General features: G+C 58.5%; 15 protein-coding genes. 6 read left to right on the forward strand and 9 right to left on the reverse strand.

The features are described from left to right. Positions 1-114: 114 nt before the first annotated feature. Positions 115-399: a hypothetical protein gene (locus tag QN377_RS15160; RefSeq protein WP_095018279.1), complete on the forward strand. Its 285-nt coding sequence runs from the start codon at positions 115-117 to the stop codon at positions 397-399. A gap of 163 nt (positions 400-562) precedes the next feature. Here QN377_RS15160 and QN377_RS15165 read toward each other — a convergent pair whose 3' ends face one another. From QN377_RS15165 to QN377_RS15205, 9 genes are all read right to left on the reverse strand, one after another. Beyond that, entirely contained in the window at positions 563-1,537 is a 975-nt protein-coding gene (locus tag QN377_RS15165; protein ID WP_095001579.1) for a peptide ABC transporter ATP-binding protein, read from the reverse strand. Next, the gene (locus tag QN377_RS15170) at positions 1,537-2,505 is read right to left on the reverse strand and encodes an ABC transporter ATP-binding protein (protein ID WP_095001578.1); all 969 of its coding nucleotides are present in this window, start codon (positions 2,503-2,505) and stop codon (positions 1,537-1,539) included. The genes QN377_RS15165 and QN377_RS15170 overlap by 1 nt, the downstream gene beginning before the upstream one ends. A 10-nt stretch (positions 2,506-2,515) precedes the next feature. Then, a complete protein-coding gene (locus QN377_RS15175) occupies positions 2,516-3,427 on the reverse strand; it encodes an ABC transporter permease subunit (RefSeq protein WP_095001577.1) in 912 nt (303 codons plus the stop codon). A 10-nt stretch (positions 3,428-3,437) separates the two neighbouring features. Next, on the reverse strand, positions 3,438-4,448 hold the full coding sequence (locus QN377_RS15180) for an ABC transporter permease subunit (RefSeq protein WP_095001576.1): 1,011 nt from the start codon (positions 4,446-4,448) through the stop codon (positions 3,438-3,440). Positions 4,449-4,522: 74 nt separating this feature from the next. Beyond that, positions 4,523-6,118, reverse strand: a complete 1,596-nt coding sequence (locus tag QN377_RS15185; protein ID WP_095018281.1) for an ABC transporter substrate-binding protein — start codon at positions 6,116-6,118, stop codon at positions 4,523-4,525. 88 nt (positions 6,119-6,206) lie between these two features. After that, entirely contained in the window at positions 6,207-7,571 is a 1,365-nt protein-coding gene (locus tag QN377_RS15190; protein WP_095001574.1) for an OprD family porin, read from the reverse strand. Positions 7,572-7,852: 281 nt separating this feature from the next. Continuing rightward, positions 7,853-9,451, reverse strand: coding sequence for an ABC transporter substrate-binding protein (locus tag QN377_RS15195; protein WP_095001573.1), 1,599 nt, complete (start codon positions 9,449-9,451; stop codon positions 7,853-7,855). 297 nt (positions 9,452-9,748) lie between these two features. Further along, positions 9,749-11,374, reverse strand: coding sequence for an ABC transporter substrate-binding protein (locus tag QN377_RS15200; protein WP_095018283.1), 1,626 nt, complete (start codon positions 11,372-11,374; stop codon positions 9,749-9,751). A gap of 414 nt (positions 11,375-11,788) precedes the next feature. Further along, entirely contained in the window at positions 11,789-12,505 is a 717-nt protein-coding gene (locus tag QN377_RS15205) for an SIMPL domain-containing protein (RefSeq protein WP_095001570.1), read from the reverse strand. A 382-nt stretch (positions 12,506-12,887) separates the two neighbouring features. On the opposite strand from QN377_RS15205, the gene QN377_RS15210 reads away from it, so the two are divergent. The 5 genes from QN377_RS15210 to QN377_RS15230 all read left to right on the forward strand — a co-directional run bounded on the left by QN377_RS15210 (position 12,888) and on the right by QN377_RS15230 (position 17,448). Next, the gene (locus QN377_RS15210; RefSeq protein WP_095001569.1) at positions 12,888-14,150 is read left to right on the forward strand and encodes an ATP-binding protein; all 1,263 of its coding nucleotides are present in this window, start codon (positions 12,888-12,890) and stop codon (positions 14,148-14,150) included. Then, positions 14,143-14,703, forward strand: a complete 561-nt coding sequence (locus tag QN377_RS15215) for a response regulator transcription factor (protein ID WP_016779485.1) — start codon at positions 14,143-14,145, stop codon at positions 14,701-14,703. Before QN377_RS15210 ends, QN377_RS15215 begins: the two co-directional genes overlap by 8 nt. 140 nt (positions 14,704-14,843) lie before the next feature. Then, positions 14,844-16,559 (forward strand): ABC transporter ATP-binding protein/permease, encoded by a 1,716-nt coding sequence (locus QN377_RS15220; RefSeq protein ID WP_095024051.1) that lies wholly within the window; start codon positions 14,844-14,846, stop codon positions 16,557-16,559. A 55-nt stretch (positions 16,560-16,614) separates the two neighbouring features. Next, positions 16,615-17,109, forward strand: coding sequence for a hypothetical protein (locus QN377_RS15225; RefSeq protein ID WP_095001567.1), 495 nt, complete (start codon positions 16,615-16,617; stop codon positions 17,107-17,109). Positions 17,110-17,160: 51 nt separating this feature from the next. Then, entirely contained in the window at positions 17,161-17,448 is a 288-nt protein-coding gene (locus QN377_RS15230; protein ID WP_322213581.1) for a PA4642 family protein, read from the forward strand. Positions 17,449-17,543 lie beyond the last annotated feature (95 nt).

The following is a 17,543-nucleotide window of genomic DNA, read 5'->3' on the forward strand; positions in this document are numbered from 1 at the left end:
AACGCGGCTGTGTTACTCCGAATGGGTATATCCCAGCCTGTGAGTTTCTGGAAAAGCTGAGAGGGGCGGACTAGGTTTAAAGGGTGCTTTTCTCATAACAGGATGGAAATCGCGATGAAGCTTTTTCAACGCATTGTGCTGTTGCTCAAGGTGCTGGTGCTGCTGACGGTGAGTGCCTCGGCGGCTTGGGCGAGCAACCCGCTGAGCAGCACGGGGGCCGGGTTTTCAGTAACAGGCGTGCCGGGGCCGACACTTCATGCCATCTACAAGTCGGATTCCGAACCTGGGGACCAGGGGCAGGGCGGCAGTTCGGGGGATGATGACCAGACCGATGGTGATGGCGGCAGTGACGGTGGGGATAACGGCGATGAGGGCGATGAAGGCGATAGCCAGACGTAATGCATTACCCCTATGTGTAGCCGCTGCCGAAGGCTGCGTTCGATTGCGAAGCAATCGTAAAACCTGAGCTTGCGGTATGTCTGTTACTCCGCGGGCCTCGATTTTACGACGGCTGCGCCGCCGAACGCAGCCTTCGTTCCTCGGCAGCTGCTACGGGTCGTGTTTAGCTCTGCAAAAACTGCTCCGCGTGATGGCAGGCAACCTGGCGGTTGTCGAGCAGGCGCAGTACAGGTTCGTCTGTGCTGCACAACTCGGTCGCATACGGGCAGCGCTTGTGAAAGGCGCAACCTGATGGCGGGTTCAGCGGGTTGGGCAGCTCGCCGACGATCTTGATTTTTGGCTTGAGCGGATCGGGGTGGATCGTCGGCGTGGCCGACAGCAGCGCCTGGGTGTAGGGGTGCAACGGCCGGGTGTAGATCTCTTCCTTGGGGCCCATCTCTACCGGGCGACCGAGGTACATCACCAGTACCGTGTCGGCCACATGTCGCACCACCGCCAGGTTGTGGGAAATGAACACGTAGGCAGTGTTGAACTCCTGCTGCAAATCCATAAACAGGTTAAGCACCTGCGCCTGGATCGACACGTCCAGCGCCGAGGTTGGTTCGTCCGCCACCAGCACCTTGGGTTGCAACATCATGGCCCGAGCCAGGGCGATACGCTGGCGCTGGCCCCCCGAGAACATATGCGGGTAGCGCTGGTAATGCTCGGGGCGCAAGCCGACCTGTTTCATCATGGCCTGGACTTTTTCGCGGCGCTCGCTGGCGCTCAGGCTGGTGTTGATGAGCAGTGGCTCGGCCAGTTGATCGCCGATTTTCTGCCGCGGGTTGAGCGAGGCGTAGGGGCTCTGGAACACCATCTGCACGTCTTTGCGCAGTTGTTTGCGCTCGGCCTTGTTGGCCCCTGCAACTTCTTGCCCGGCAATTTTCAGCGAGCCCGAGGAGGGCTCTTCAATCAAGGTCAACGCGCGGGCCAGGGTGGATTTTCCGCAACCGGACTCTCCCACCACGGCAAGGGTTTTACCGGCTTCCAGTTCAAATGACACGCCGTTGAGTGCGCGCACCAGCGCATGGCCTTTGAACATGCCACGGGATACTTCGTAGTGACGGGTTAGGTCGCGGGCGGTAAGAACAACAGTCATTACGCCACCTCCTGATTCAAGGGGAAGAAGCAGCGCACCTGGCTGTGAGCCTGTTGCTCCAGCGCAGGACGTTGTTGACGGCATTGCTCTTGTACATACGGGCAGCGCGGTGACAGCAGGCAGCCTTTGGGTCGGTCATAGCGACCGGGCACGATGCCGGGCAAGGTCGACAGACGGGCAGCGCCCATGCTGTGTTCCGGGATCGCAGCCAGCAGCGCCTCGCTGTACGGGTGCGCGGGCACATCAAACAGCCCCGGCACGTTGCCGACTTCCACGGCCTGGCCGGCGTACATCACGCATACCCGCTGGGCGGTTTCGGCGACTACGGCGAGGTCGTGGGTAATCAGCACCAGGCCCATGTTCTGTTCGCGTTGCAGGCTCAGCAGCAGGTCCATGATCTGCGCCTGGATGGTTACGTCCAGGGCAGTGGTAGGTTCGTCGGCGATCAGCAGTTTGGGTTCACCGGCAATCGCCATGGCAATCGCCACGCGCTGGCTCATGCCGCCTGACAGTTGGTGCGGGTAGGCGTCCATGCGGCTGGCAGCCCCCGGGATTTCAACTTTTTCCAGCAGCTCGATGGCCCGTTTGCGCGCCGCCTTGGCGGACATTTTCAGGTGCAGGCGCAGCACTTCCTCGATCTGGAAACCCACGGTGTAGCTGGGGTTCAGTGCGGTCATGGGGTCCTGGAAGACCATCGCCATGTCCTTGCCGACGATCTGGCGGCGCTGACGCGCGCTGAGGGTCAGCATGTTCTTGCCGTCGAAGGTCAGCGCGTCGGCGCTGACGATACCGGGGTGCTCGATCAGGCCCATCAGCGCCATCATGGTCACGGACTTGCCCGACCCCGACTCACCGACAATTGCCAGTACTTCGCCTTTATCCACAGACAGGCTCAGGCCGTCTACCACCGGCACGGCCGTAGCGTCGCCAAAACGGACATTGAGATTCTTGATTTCTAACAGTGACATGGGAATCTCCTCAGGCGGCGTTCTTGAGTTTCGGGTCCAGCGCATCGCGCAGGCCGTCGCCCATCAGGTTGATTGCCAGCACGCTGAGCAAAATGGTCAAGCCAGGCAGGCTGACGACCCACCACGCGCGTTCGATATAGTCGCGGGCCGAAGCCAGCATGGTGCCCCACTCAGGGGTTGGCGGTTGTACGCCGAGGCCAAGAAAGCCCAGTGCTGCGGCGTCGAGGATCGCCGAGGAGAAACTCAGGGTGGCCTGCACGATCAGCGGCGCCATGCAGTTGGGCAGCACAGTGATAAACATCAGGCGCGGCAGACTGGCACCGGCCAGGCGGGCAGCGGTCACATAGTCGCGGTTCAGCTCGCCCATCACGGCGGCACGGGTCAGACGCACGTACGATGGCAACGACACCACGGCAATGGCGATCACGGTGTTGATCAGGCCAGGGCCGAGGATGGCGACAATCGCCACGGCCAGCAGCAAGGAAGGCAGGGCCAGCATGATGTCCATCAACCGCATGATGCCCGGGCCGAGAAGGCGCGGAAAAAAGCCGGCAAACAGGCCCAGGATCACGCCCGGAATCAGCGAGATGACCACAGACGACAAACCGATCAACAGCGACAGCCGTGAACCTTCGATCAGGCGTGACAGCAGGTCGCGACCCAGTTCATCGGTGCCCAGCAGAAATTGCCAGTTGCCGCCTTCCAGCCAGACCGGCGGGGTCAGCAGAAAGTCGCGGTATTGCTCACTCGGGCTATGGGGGGCGACCCACGGGGCGAAGATCGCGCAGAACACGATGATGGTCATGAAAATCAGACCCGCCACAGCGCCCTTGTTCCGGGAGAAGGCATGCCAGAATTCTTTGTACGGTGATGGATAAAGCAGGCTTTGATCCACTTCGGTCGTGCTTGGGGAGGTGCTCATGGTCAGGATCTCAGCGCTGGTGACGGATGCGTGGGTTGGCAAAGCCGTAGAGGATGTCGACTACGAAGTTGACCAGAATCACCAGGCAGGCGATTAGCAGGATGCCGTTTTGCACCACGGGATAGTCCCGGGCGCCAATGGCTTCGATCAGCCATTTACCGATACCGGGCCACGAAAAAATGGTTTCGGTCAGGACTGCACCGGCCAGCAGGGTGCCCACTTGCAGGCCGACCACGGTCAGTACCGGGATCAGGGCGTTGCGCAGGCCGTGCACGAACACCACGCGGGCGGGTGACAGGCCTTTGGCGCGGGCGGTACGGATGTAGTCTTCGCGCAGCACTTCAAGCATGGATGAGCGGGTCATCCGCGCGATCACGGCCAGCGGAATGGTACCCAGCACAATGGCCGGCAGAATCAGGTGGTGCAACGCGTCCCAGAAGGCTTCGGGCTCGTCGCTGAGCAGGGTGTCGATAAGCATGAAGCCGGTTTTGGGCTCTATGTCGTAGAGCAGGTCGATACGCCCGGACACCGGGGTCCAGCCCAGGCCCACGGAGAAGAACATGATCAGGATCAGGCCCCACCAGAAGATCGGCATCGAATACCCCGCCAGGGAGATACCCATCACGCCGTGGTCAAACAATGAGCCGCGTTTGAGTGCCGCGATCACTCCCGCCAGTAGCCCGAGGATGCCGGCGAACAACAGGGCGGCGCTGGCCAGTTCCAGCGTGGCGGGGAACAGTGCGGAAAATTCGCTCCACACGCTTTCACGGGTGCGCAATGACTCGCCCAGATCGCCATGTGCCAGTTTGCTGACGTAGTCGATGTACTGCTCGTGCAGCGGCTTGTTCAGACCCAGGCGCTCCATGGCCTGGGCGTGCATTTCAGGGTCTACCCGGCGCTCACCCATCATGACTTCGACCGGGTCACCCGGGATCATGCGAATCAGGGCAAAGGTGAGCAAGGTGATGCCGAAGAACGTGGGGATCAACAACCCCACTCGGCGGGCAATAAAACTAAACATCGTGTGGTGTTCCTTATCAGCCGGTCAGGCAGGTCCGCCGGGGTTGAGGTAAACCCTGGCGGGTTTTTATTGTTCTACTTCACCTGGGTTGTGGCGAAGTTGTTGTTGGTCAGGGGGCTAAGGGTATAGCCCTCGACGTTTTTGCGCATCGCCGTGAACAGCATAGGATGGGTTACGTTGATCCAGGGTTGGTCCTGATTAAAAATCATCTGTGCCTGTTGATAGAACTCGGCCCGTTGCGAGGGTTCAGTGATACCACGGGCTTTGGTGATCAGGCTTTCGAAGTCCTTGTTGCACCAGCGGGCGTAGTTCTCGCCGTTTTTGGCCGCCTCGCAGCTAAGCAGCGGGGTCAGGAAGTTATCCGGGTCGCCGTTATCGCCGCCCCAACCGGTCGACACCAGATCATGTTCGCCATTTTTGGCGCGTTTGAGCATTTCGCCCCATTCCATGACCCGGATATCCAGCTTGAGGCCGATTTGTGCCAGGTCGGACTGCAGCAACTGCGCACCCAGCATCGGGTTGGGGTTGGTCGGGCCGCCGCCGTTGCGGGTGAAGAGGGTCAGTACCGTGCCTTCAGGTACCCCGGCTTCCTTGAGCAAGGCCCGGGCCTTGTCCAGGTCGCGGGGCGGCCTCTGGATGCTGGTGTTGTAGCCCAGCATGGTCGGCGGGTAAGGGTTGACGGCCAGCAGTGCGTTGCCTTCGCCGTGGACGGAGTTCAGATAGGTCTGCTTGTCGAAGGCCATGTCGATGGCTTTGCGTACGCGCACATCGCTCAGGTACTTGTGACTGGTATTCATGGCGATATAGCTGGTCATCAGGGCGGCCAGCTCATCGACCTTGAGGTTGGGGTCCTTGCGGATGTTCTTGACCTCATCAGGCTTGGGGTACAGCGCGATCTGGCATTCGTTGGCCTTGAGCTTTTGCAGGCGCACGTTGCTGTCGGTGGCGATGGCGAAGATCAGCGCATCACTGGGCGGTTTGCCACGGAAGTAGTCCGGGTTGGCCTTGAAGCGTACCTGGGCATCCTTGTTGTAGCGCACGAAGATAAACGGGCCGGTGCCGATCGGCTTGGTATTGAGGTCGGCGGTTTTGCCGGACTTGAGCAACTGGTCGGCGTATTCGGCGGAGTAGATGGAGTTGAACGGCATGGCCACGTCGCGCAGAAACGGCGCTTCAGGGTGGTTGAGAGTGATTTTTACCGTCAGGTCGTCAACTTTCTCGACGCTCTTGAGCAGGTCCTTGAAACCCATGCTTTCAAAGTAGGGGTAACCGACCAGCGACAGTTTGTGCCACGGGTGATTCGGGTCCAGCTGGCGCTGAAAACTCCAGACCACGTCATCGGCGTTCAGGGTTCGGGTCGGTTTGAAATAATCAGTGGTGTGAAACTTTACGTCGGGACGCAGGTGAAATGTGTATTCAAGCCCGTCCGGGCTGATGTCCCAGCGCTCGGCCAGGGCGGGCTCCACATCCGTGGTGCCGGGGGCAAAGTCGACCAGGCGGTTGAGTATGGTCTCGGCCGAAGCATCGGCAGTCACGGCGGTGGTGAACTGAACGATGTCGAACCCTTCAGGGCTGGCTTCAGTGCAGACCACCAGGGTTTTCGCGCTGACACTCACAGTGGTGCAGAGCAGTGCCGCGGCCAGGGCAGTGCGTAGTGGGAATCTTTTCATTGCAACCCTCTCCAGAGTCGGGTGAGCCAGCGTAACGGCTGCGGCTGATTCGTCGAATCAGCCGCAGCCTTCGGGTTTGAGCAGTTTTTTACAGAATGTTGAACGGAATGGTGGTCACCAGGCGGAATTCGTTGATGTTGCCGTCAGACTGGTTTTTGCTGGCGCGGTGCGTGGTGTACGTCGCGCGAATCGCGGTGGCTTTCAGCGGGCCACTTTGGATTGCATAGGACGTGCCAACGCTGTACTCGTAATGGGTTTCGCCGTCCATGTTCTTCACGTCGTAGGCGGTGCCGGTGTACTTGGTGCCGTCGATATCCCAGCCGCGGGCGTGGTAGGCGTTGAACTTGAGGCCCGGAATGCCGTACTGGGCCATGTTGATGCTGTAGGCCAGTTGCAGGGATTTCTCGTTCGGGCCGTTGAAGTCCGAGAGCAGGGAGTTGGCCAGGTAAATACCGTTGGTTTCGTGCAGATAGTCGAAGTATTCGTCGCCGACGATCTGCTGGAACGACAGGCTCAGGGTGTGGGCCTGGTGGGTCAGGGCGAAGGCCAGGCTGTAGGCGTCGTTGTTGATGTTGCCCAGGGCCTTGCTGCCGGTATCCAGGGTCTTGTAGTAGTTGAAGTTGGTATTCAGGCCCAGGGTGGCGTTGTCGCCCATGTCGTGTACGGCGCCGAAGTAGTACTGGTTCCAGAAGTCTTCAACGTGGGTTGCGTACAGCGTGGTCTTCAGGCTCTTGAACGGCTGGTAGTTGAGGCCGGCGACGCTGGCGCGATCGGTTTCAACCCCGGTTGCGCCGTATTCGCTGCGGAACTTGCTCAGGCTCGACTCGGTACGCGGGGACACGCGGTCAAAGGAGCCGGCATCGAACGACAGGTTGTTGAACTCTTCACTGTGCAGGCCCACCCCTTGAAAGCTGGAAGGCAGTGCGCGGTTACCGATCACGTCGATGGTCGGGCTGCTGAAGTTCTGTCGGCCCACGGTCAGCGTGGTGTTGGAAATGCGGGCGCTGAGGTTGGCCAGGCCCAGTTTGCTCCACTGGCCGACGGCGTCGCCGTCGCTGTGGGTCAGGGTGCGGTTGTTTGGCCCGGCGATGTCCTTGGCGTCGCGATCCAGGGCAATGGCGTTGTAAGCCGCGACCTGGGTGCTGAAGCCTACGGTGCCTTCAGTGAAGCCCGACTTGTAGTCGAGGATGGTGCCCTGTACCCAGTTGATCCGGCGCGGGGTGGATTCACGGGTGCCGTGGTTGTTGTAGCTGAAACGGTCATCGCGACGTTTGAGCTCGTTGGCGTACCAGTTGCGGGTAGTGCCGCTTAGGGTCTGGTCTTCGACAAAGCCCTTGGTCTCGCTTTGAGCGCTGCTGGCTTTGAGTTCGGTCGGCATGAATTCATCGGCATTGGCCATCGCAGTGATGCTGCTGATGGACAAGGCCAATAACGCGCGGCTGGTGAGTTTCATGGTTGAGGCTCCTCTTTGGTTTCTTCTTTTTATGGCCGGTCTTTTTTTGTGATGACTCGGCTGTTGTGAAACGATTTAAAGCATTGCAAACGTTTGCCTGGTGCAGATTTGGCGAAGTTTTAGCGGGCCATGGGTTAAGTGACCTGCTGAAAGAGCGGTGTTGTTTGTGATCTCTGTTGTGGGAGCGAGCCTGCTCGCGAAGGTCGTTGGCGATACCGCGCTGCTCTTGAGGACTTCGCGAGCAGGCTCGCTCCCACAGTGGCACTGCTCTATAGGAGTACTCAGTCTTTGAGGCTGACACCTGAGAAGGCGTTACGGCCAAAGGGGCTGACCGTGAATCCTTCGACTTTGGCGCTCAGCGGCTGGTTGACCGTGGAGTGCGCAATGGGGGTGATCGGCACCTGTTGCTTGAGCAACTGCTGGGCCTGTTTATAGAGCACTGTGCGCTGATCGCGATCGGTCACGACCTTGGCATTCTTGACCAGGGTGTCGTACTCCTTGTTGCACCACATGGAGTAGTTGTTGCCACCGATTGCGTCGCAGCTGTAGAGGGTGCCGAGCCAGTTGTCCGGGTCACCGTTGTCGCCGGTCCAGCCGATCAGGCTGATGTCGTGTTCGCCATTTTTGGTGCGTTTGATGTACTCGCCCCATTCATAGCTGACGATCTTGACCTTGAGGCCGATTTTGGCCCAGTCCGACTGCAGCATTTCGGCCATCAGCTTGGCGTTCGGGTTGTAGGGGCGCTGTACGGGCATGGCCCACAGGGTTATTTCGGTGCCGTCCTTGACCCCAGCGGCTTTGAGCAGCTCTTTGGCTTTTTCCGGGTTGTAGGGGGCGTCGGTAATGGTTTCGTCGTAGGACCATTGCGTTGGCGGCATGGCGTTGACGGCTTTTTGGCCTGCGCCCTGATACACCGCCTTGAGGATCTCGTCCTTGTTGACCGCCATGTCCAGGGCCTGGCGCACCTGCAACTGGTCGAACGGTTTGTGCTGCACGTTGTAGGCTATGTAACCGAGGTTGAAGCCGGGCTTTTCAATCACCTGCAGCTTCGGATCGGCCTTGAGGCCGGCAACGTCGGCCGGGCGCGGGTTGAGCGAGACCTGGCATTCGTTTTTACGCAGCTTTTGCATGCGCGCCGAGGCATCGACGCTGATCGAGAAAATCAGGTTGTCGAGCTTGACCTGGCTGGGGGCCCAATAGTCCTTGTTGGCGGCGTAGCGGATGTTCGAGTCTTTCTGATAACGCTGGAACACATACGGGCCGGTGCCGACAGGCTTCTGGTTGATATCGCTGGGCTTGCCGCTCTTGAGCAACTGGTCGGCGTATTCGGCCGACAGGATGGCGGCAAAGCTCATGGCCAGGTTTTGAATAAAAGCGGCGTCTACCGAGTTGAGTTTCATGACCACGGTCATGGGACCAGTTTTTTCGACGCTGGCGATGTTCTTGTCCAGGCTCATGCCGTTGAAGTACGGGAACTCGGTGGGGTAGGCCTTGCGGAAGGGATGGTCCGGGTTGAGCATACGGTTGAACGTAAAGAGCACGTCATCGGCATCGAAGTTGCGGGTCGGGGTGAACCATTTTGTGGTGTGGAACTTGACCCCGTCACGCAGGTGGAACGTCCACGTCAGGCCGTCTTCGGAAACATCCCAGCTCGTTGCCAGGGCCGGAACGGCTGCGGTGCCACCTTTTTCAAACTCAGCGAGGCGGTTGTAAATGGGCTCGGCCGCGTCGTTGTCGGTGGCGGTGGTGTACTGCGCGGTGTCAAAACCGGCCGGGCTGCCTTCGGAACAAAACACCAGGCTGTTGGCTGCGTTTGCGAGTGGGCTGCCGGCAAGTACGCCGGCGCCGATCAATACTGATAAAACCAGAGGGTTGCGCATGGCGTTCCCTATCCTTTTTTTATTTTTGAGTCCTGAGCGCGCCTTGATCGAAGGCGTACGGTTCAGGGCGTCGATGCCATCAACTACTGCGCCTCACCCGCTGCAATAGACTGCCCTTGGCCGAAGTTAAGCAGCCGGCGCTCAGCAGTAAATACATGGGATCTGACAATCTTGTAGGAATCGTCTTGGCTTCCTATAGCCTCTGATGTAGTCAGATATGGCTTTAGGCTGTAGGTGATTTCCACCGTCCTGGTAGATAAGTGAATGCAGCCTTGTAGCCGCATTCACCGGTCCTTGTTATTTGCCGACGCTGACCCCGTAGAAGGAGTTCAGGCCAAACGGGCTGATCTTGAAATCTTCTACGTTTTTGCGCATCGGTTGATACACCGTCGAGTGTGCGATAGGTGTCATCGGAATCTGGCTTTTGAGTCGTTGCTGCGCCTGTTGGTACAGTTTTGTGCGCTCTGCAATATCAGTGGTGGCCTTGGCGGCTTTGACCAGTTTGTCGAACTCCGGGTCGCACCATTTGGAGAAGTTGTTGCCTTCCAGCGAGTCGCAGCCAAACAGGGTGCCGAGCCAGTTGTCCGGGTCACCGTTGTCGCCGCTCCAGCCAATCAGCATCGCGCCGTTCTCGCCGCCTTTGGAGCGCTTGATGTACTCGCCCCATTCGTAGCTGGTGATCTTGGCCTTGATGCCGATCTTGCTCCAGTCCGACTGGAGCATTTCAGCCATCAGCTTGGCATTGGGGTTATACGGGCGTTGCACCGGCATGGCCCACAGTACGATCTCGGTGCCTTCCTTGACGCCTGCTTCCTTGAGCAGTTGTTTGGCTTTTTCCGGATCGAAAGGTGCGTCCTTGATGCTGGTGTCATAGGACCATTGGGTCGGTGGCATGGCACCCACCGCCAGTTGGCCTGCACCCTGGTACACCGAGTCGATGATCTGCTGTTTGTTCACCGACATGTCCAGGGCCTGGCGGACCTTGAGCTGGGACATCGGGTTTGGCTCGTTGCTGCCCTTGATCTTGTCCATCACGTTGTAGGCGATGTAACCGAGGTTGAAGCCCGCTTGATGGGGCATCTTCAGATTCGGGTCTTCACTCAGGGCCTTGAGGTCGGCCGGACGCGGGAAGAGGGTGACCTGGCACTCGTTCTTCTTGAGCTTCTGGACGCGTACCGAGGGATCGGTGGTGATGGCGAAGATCAGGTTGTCGATCTTGACGTCTTCTGGCTTCCAGTAGTCCTTGTTGCCGGTGTAGCGGATGTTCGAGTCTTTCTGGTAGCTCTTGAACACAAACGGGCCGGTGCCGATCGGTTTCTGGTTGATGTCGGCAGGCTTGCCTTCCTTGAGCAGTTTGTCGGCGTACTCGGCGGACTGGATGGATGCAAAGTGCATCGCCATGTTCTGGATAAACGCGGCATCGACCGAGTTCAGGGTGAACTTGACGGTCTTGTCGTCGATTTTTTCCACCTTGGCGATGTTTTTATCCATGCCCATGTCGGTGAAATAAGGGAATTCGGTGGGGTAAGCCTTACGGAACGGCATGTCTTTGTCGAGCATGCGGTTGAACGTGAAGAGCACGTCGTCGGCGTTGAAATCGCGGGTTGGCTTGAAGTAAGGGGTGGTGTGGAACTTGACGCCATCACGCAGGTGGAAGGTCCATGTCAGGTTATCTGGCGAGACATCCCAGCTGGTCGCCAGGCCGGGCTCAACCTTGGTGCCGCCACGTTCGAACTGGCTCAGGCGGTTAAAGATGGTCTCGGCCGACGCATCAAAGTCAGTACCGGTGGTGTACTGGCCAGGGTCAAAACCTGCCGGGCTGCCTTCAGAGCAAAACACCAGGTTGGAAGCAGCGTGGGCGAAAGGTGCACTTGCCAACAGGCTGGCGCCTACTAAAAACGGAATGACCGCGTGTTTGAACATGGTGGCCTCATGATTTTTGTCATTTTTGGTTTGAGGGCGACCTTATGAGTCGACCCGGCGATACTTATGCACAGCCCATACCCAATGCAATATGTGGAAGCAGTTGAAGCTTGAAAAGGTGGGACGATCGTACAGGAATGTCGCTTTTATATAACTTATGACGCATTTGATCGTTTGCGCATGGCATTTCGACTCATTTGCTTACATCTGCGGGGGGCTTTTGCGACCTTCTTGCACTGTTTTAGGACAGTGTTGTTACTAATCAATACCCCTGTGCGGGAAACATTGTTGTGAAGGGCAGCGCTGCTGCAGGTAATCACCTTGAAATTCTAGAACGATTGCAGGCGTTTTCCCGGGGGCATAAAAAAACCCCTGAAACGGTCTGGCTTCAGGGGTTGGCAGGGCGTATCAGGCTTACTGCATCTGCACTTCAATCACGCCATCGGCACTCATGCTGACTTCACTGGTGCCGGCTTCGACTTCCGGGGTAGGCGCCGAGTCCATCGCCGGGGCTGCGGCCTTCATCATCATTGCGCTGCGCAGGTAAGGTTGCGGGTAGCCGTTGGTGTTGAGGTTCAGGTTGACGATCTTGTAACCCTTGCCGCCCAGGGCGTCGGTGGCCAACTGGGCGCGGGCCTTGAACGCATTGACAGCGTCCTTGAGCAGCGCGTCTTCGCTGGTTTTGCGCGTGGCATTGGCGACGGTGAACTGCATGCTGCCCATTTTCAGGGTTTGCATCAGATCGCCGGTGAGCTTGGACAGAGCTGCAAAATCGGTGCTTTCAAGGCGCAGTTCTGCGCGTTCACGCCAGCCGGTGATCTTCTGGGTTTTGTTGTCGTAAATCGGGTAGCTGTTGCGATTGCCTTGGCGCAGGGTGACTTCCTTGACGGATTTGGCCTGGCCGATGGCTTTGTTCATCGACGTAGTGATTTCTGCGGCCAGCTTGGCGGCGTCGGTATTTTGCGCTTCGGTATAGAGCGTCACGATCATCAAGTCGCGAGGCACTTCCTGGCTGGCTTCGGCACGCAGGGAAATCTGGTTGTAATGAATGTCGTCTGCCAGGGCCGGCAGGCTGGCAAGTGCGCCGATGCTCAGGGTCAAAAGGGCAGCGGTGCGTTGGAAGTTGGACATGGAGGCTCCTTGATTGAGAACAGCAATGGCCATATGACTCTAATCAGTGGCCATCAGTTCGCCCAATTACATTTTCGATACATATGGTCTCCACAGATTGCGTAGCAGCTGCCGAAGGAACGAGGCTGCGTTCGAGCGCGAAGCGGTCGTCAATGCTGAGAACCAGGTTTAACTGATAGATCGCAATGTCTGATTTCGCGACTGCTTCGCAGCCGAACGCAGCCTCGTTCCTTCGGCAGCTGCTACGAGGGCGTTTTTTACGCAGGCTTTTAGCCGCATTTTCATAAAAAACACTGTGGCTGTTTGCCGCACTTTTGCCTGCGGGGCCGCCTGCTTGGTTATACTCCCGGTGATCCGCCTGGAGCGCTCATCAGGAGAGCTCATGCTCGCCCCCGTTCAGTTATTGTCCGCAACACGCCAGAACCTCTGGCGTCTTACGTTTATCCGCATGTTGGTGCTGGCCGCGCAAGCGGGTTCAGTGGGCTTTGCCTATCTGTTCAACCTGCTGCCATTACCCTGGTTTCAGCTCAGCATCACCCTTGGGTTTTCCATGCTGTTGTGCGCGTTTACCGCAATCCGGTTGCGCACCACCTGGCCGGTGACTGAGCTGGAATATGCGCTGCAACTGGCCTGTGACCTGTTTATCCACAGTGCCCTGCTGTACTTTTCGGGTGGCTCGGCCAACCCGTTTGTTTCGTATTATCTGGTGCCGCTGACTATCGCCGCCGTCACGCTGCCCTGGCGCTATTCGCTGGTGCTGACCGGGATTGCGCTGGCGCTGTATACGCTGCTGTTGATGCAGTTCTACCCTATAGATACCGTGCCGTTCTTCCGCGAAAAGCTGCAGATTTATGGCATGTGGTTGAGTTTCGCCCTGTCAGCTGCGGTGATCACGTTCTTTGCCGCCAAAATGGGTGAGGAACTGCGCCGTCAGGAAGAACTGCGCGCCCTGCGCCGTGAAGAAGGCCTGCGCGACCAGCAATTGCTGGCCGTGGCCACGCAGGCGGCCGGCGCAGCCCATGAACTGGGGACGCCGTTGTCGACCATGAGCGTGCTGCTCAAGGAGATGCGTCGCGATCACCTTGACCCGGATTTGCAGGACGATCTGAGCGTGCTTCAGGATCAGGTCAAACTGTGTAAGGAAACCCTGCAGCAACTGGTGCGTGCCGCCGAGGCCAACCGTCGGCTGGCGATCGAGGTTCAGGACGTTACGCAATGGCTGGATGAAGCCCTGAACCGCTGGCACTTGATGCGGCCTGAAGCCACTTACCGCTTCCAGTGCCTGGGCCACGCGCCGGTTCCGCGCCTGGCGCCGCCACCTGACTTGACCCAGGCGCTGCTCAACCTGCTCAACAATGCCGCCGATGCCTGCCCGGAAGGGCTGGAAGTGACAGTCGACTGGGATGCGGTTGATCTGACAATCAGTATTCGTGACCACGGTCCGGGTGTACCGTTGGCCATCGCCGAACAAATCGGCAAACCCTTTTTTACTACCAAGGGCAAAGGCTTCGGTCTGGGCCTATTCTTGAGCAAGGCCAGCGTGACCCGCGCTGGCGGCTCGGTAAAACTCTACAGTCATGAGGATGGCGGTACGCTCACTGAGCTGCGCCTGCCACGTGTCGCCCGAGGAAATGAAAATGAGTGAAGAAATTCAGGTCGAAGGCGAAGAACTGCCGCATTTGTTGTTGGTAGATGACGACGCCACTTTTACCCGTGTGATGGCTCGCGCCATGAGCCGACGCGGTTTTCGCGTGAGCACGGCAGGTTCCGCCGAAGAGGGGCTGATCCTGGCACAACAGGATCTGCCCGATTTTGCCGCGCTGGATCTGAAAATGGACGGCGATTCCGGCCTGGTCCTGCTGCCCAAGCTGCTGGAACTCGACCCGGAGATGCGGGTGGTGATCCTCACCGGTTATTCGAGCATCGCCACCGCCGTTGAGGCGATCAAGCGCGGAGCCTGCAACTATCTGTGCAAACCAGCCGATGCCGATGACGTGCTCGCCGCCTTGCTGTCCCAGCATGCCGACCTGGAAACCCTGGTGCCGGACAACCCGATGTCGGTTGACCGCCTGCAGTGGGAACACATCCAGCGCGTGCTGGGTGAGCATGAAGGCAATATTTCGGCCACTGCCCGCGCCCTGGGCATGCATCGGCGTACCTTGCAGCGCAAATTGCAGAAGCGTCCGGTGCGACGCTGAACGGGAGCTGTAGCATTTGCATTGCGCCTTGCATGCTGACGGCTACAGCTTCTAACCTGTAACAAGACGTGTCCCAGCGTCGTGGGCCGGTTGTCCTGACCGGCTTGCAGGTTGCTCTTTACTCCGAACGAGCCTGAACGATGAATCAGAACGCCGAGCCTTCTGTCGTGAATGATGCTGTGCGTGGGGATTTCATCCCTCGGGTGTGGCGCCTTATAACCCCCTACTGGCGCAGTGAAGAACGCGCCAGGGCGTGGTTGCTGTTGATCGCCGTGGTTGCCTTGTCGCTGGTCAGCGTGGGCATTTCGGTGTGGATCAACCACTGGTACAAGGACTTCTACAATGCCCTGGAAAACAAGGACGCCAAGGCGTTCTGGAGCCTGATCGGCTACTTCGGCATCATTGCCGCGGCGGGTATTGTCGGCGCGGTGTATCGGCTCTATTTGACCCAGATGCTGACCATTCGCTGGCGCCGCTGGCTTACCGAGCAGCACTTCGCACGCTGGCTGGCCCACAAGAACTATTACCAGCTGGAGCAGGGCGGCTATACCGACAACCCTGACCAGCGCATCAGTGAAGATATCAATTCGTTCACCGACAGCACCTTGACCCTGGGCCTGGGGCTGATCCGTAACGTGGTCAGCCTGGTGTCGTTTTCGATCATCCTGTGGGGCGTTTCGGGCAGCATCGAAGTCTTTGGCGTCACCATCCCCGGCTATATGTTCTGGTGCGCGCTGTTGTATGCCGCCGTGGGCAGTTGGCTGGCGCATCTGATCGGTCGGCGGCTGATTGGCTTGAGCAACCAGCAACAGCGCTTCGAAGCTGACTTGCGTTTCTCGATGGTGCGGGTGCGCGAGAATGCCGAGAGCATTGCCTTGTACAACGGCGAAGCCAATGAGCATGAGCAACTGAGCACGCGTTTCAACAAGGTCTGGAAAAACTTCTGGACGCAAATGAAGGTACAAAAACGCCTGACGTTTTTCACCGCCGGTTACTCGCAGATCGCCATTATCTTTCCGTTTATCGTCGCGGCCCCGCGTTACTTTTCCGGCAAGATCGAGCTGGGTGAGCTGATGCAAATCAACTCGGCCTTCAGCAATGTGCAAGAGAACTTCAGCTGGTTTATCGATGCCTACGTGACTCTGGCGGCATGGCGTGCCACCTGCGACCGGTTGCTGAGTTTTCGTCAGGCCATGACCGACAACGAGCAGCGTAGCCCGGCGATTGATGTGCAGCATCTGGGCGAAAACTTGCAGATCCATGACTTGAGCCTGGATCTGGCCGATGGTCGCCCGCTGCTGCATGACGCCAGCCTGCAGGTGCAGGAGGGTGAGAGGCTGATGCTCAGCGGTCGCTCCGGCAGTGGTAAGAGTACCTTGCTCCGGGCGATGGGCGGGCTTTGGCCTAGAGGGGGCGGGGCGATCTGCATGCCCCGCGAGCGTGCGCTGTTTCTACCGCAAAAACCCTACTTGCCCATAGGCACCTTGCGCGATGCCCTGAGTTATCCACAGACCGGGGACACCTACACCCTTGAGCGTTATGAAGAGGTGCTGCGTACTTGCCGGCTTGAGCACCTGATTCCCAAGCTTGATGAGATCAATCACTGGCAACGCTTGCTGTCCGGTGGTGAGCAGCAGCGCCTGGCTTTTGCCCGCGCGCTGCTGTATCGCCCGCAGTGGCTGTATATGGATGAATCAACCTCGGCAATGGACGAGGAAGACGAGGCCATGGTGTACCAGGCCCTGATCGATCAACTGCCGGGCTTGAGCATTGTCAGCGTGGGCCATCGCAGCAGCCTGGCGCGCTTTCATCCGCAGCATGTGCGGATCGTGGCGGGGCAACTGGTTGCACAGTAGAAGAGGCGGGCGCGCGACATGCTAGAGTGCTGCTTCCCGCTTTCTGGAACCTGACATGAGTCTTCTATTTCGCAGTGTTGCCCTGAGCCTGCTGCTGGCAAGCTTGCCTCTGGCGGCGGCTCCTGTGGCCACACCGCTGTTGCACGGGCAGTTTCTGCCTGCCGATGATCTGCAAGTGCGCAGCGAAGTACCCGAGCAACAGCAGTTGATGCTGGTGACTTCGTACTCGGTGGTGGTGGGTAGCCAGCGCCAGTCCAATCAGCAGCCTATCCCGGTGACTTCGCCACTGCTGGTGCGCTTGAAGGGCAAGCCGATGAGCCAGGGCGCTACCGTGCGCCAGGTGCTGATTTCATTTGATGGCGAAAGCAAAAGCCTGAAAAAGCCCGTGTTCGACAGCAAGACGCGAACCCTGAGCTTGTCTTATCCACAGAGCCAGTACCGGGTCGTGATTGATTTGCTGCGTAATGACACGCTTTATGTCCAGTTCTTGACCTATGCCAATGGCCATATTTGGGCCGACTTGCACACCGGCAGCGTGCGCGCACGATAAGCCTTGGGTAAACTGCGGGCCCCGTGAAGTATCAACAGGCTGGAGCCGGACATGCGTAAAGACAAAAAGCACTTGATTGGTGACGAGATCGGCGACGAGCAGATCAAGTTGTTCCTGGACTTTGAGCCTGTGGACGCTACTTCACCGTCGCTGCACAAACTGATCAAGGCTTATCGTGGCCTGCGCATCGATGACTTCGGGCGCTTCCTGGCTTTCTTCAAGGAAGCTGGCTACGACCTGGATGGCAAAGACGAACAGGGCCAGACGTTCGTGGACATCATCAAGGACCAGCGCAATGCTGACGAGTACATCGAGCTGATCAACCAGGCTCGCGGTTGATCCACACCCTGTAGATACTCTGTTGCAGGTCAAGCCCTATTGTGGGAGCGAGCCTGCTCGCGAACGACCTTCGCGCTGTCTCTTATACACATCTC

Source organism: Pseudomonas sp. CCC4.1, from assembly GCF_035019225.1.
Taxonomy (GTDB): domain Bacteria; phylum Pseudomonadota; class Gammaproteobacteria; order Pseudomonadales; family Pseudomonadaceae; genus Aquipseudomonas; species Aquipseudomonas bubulae.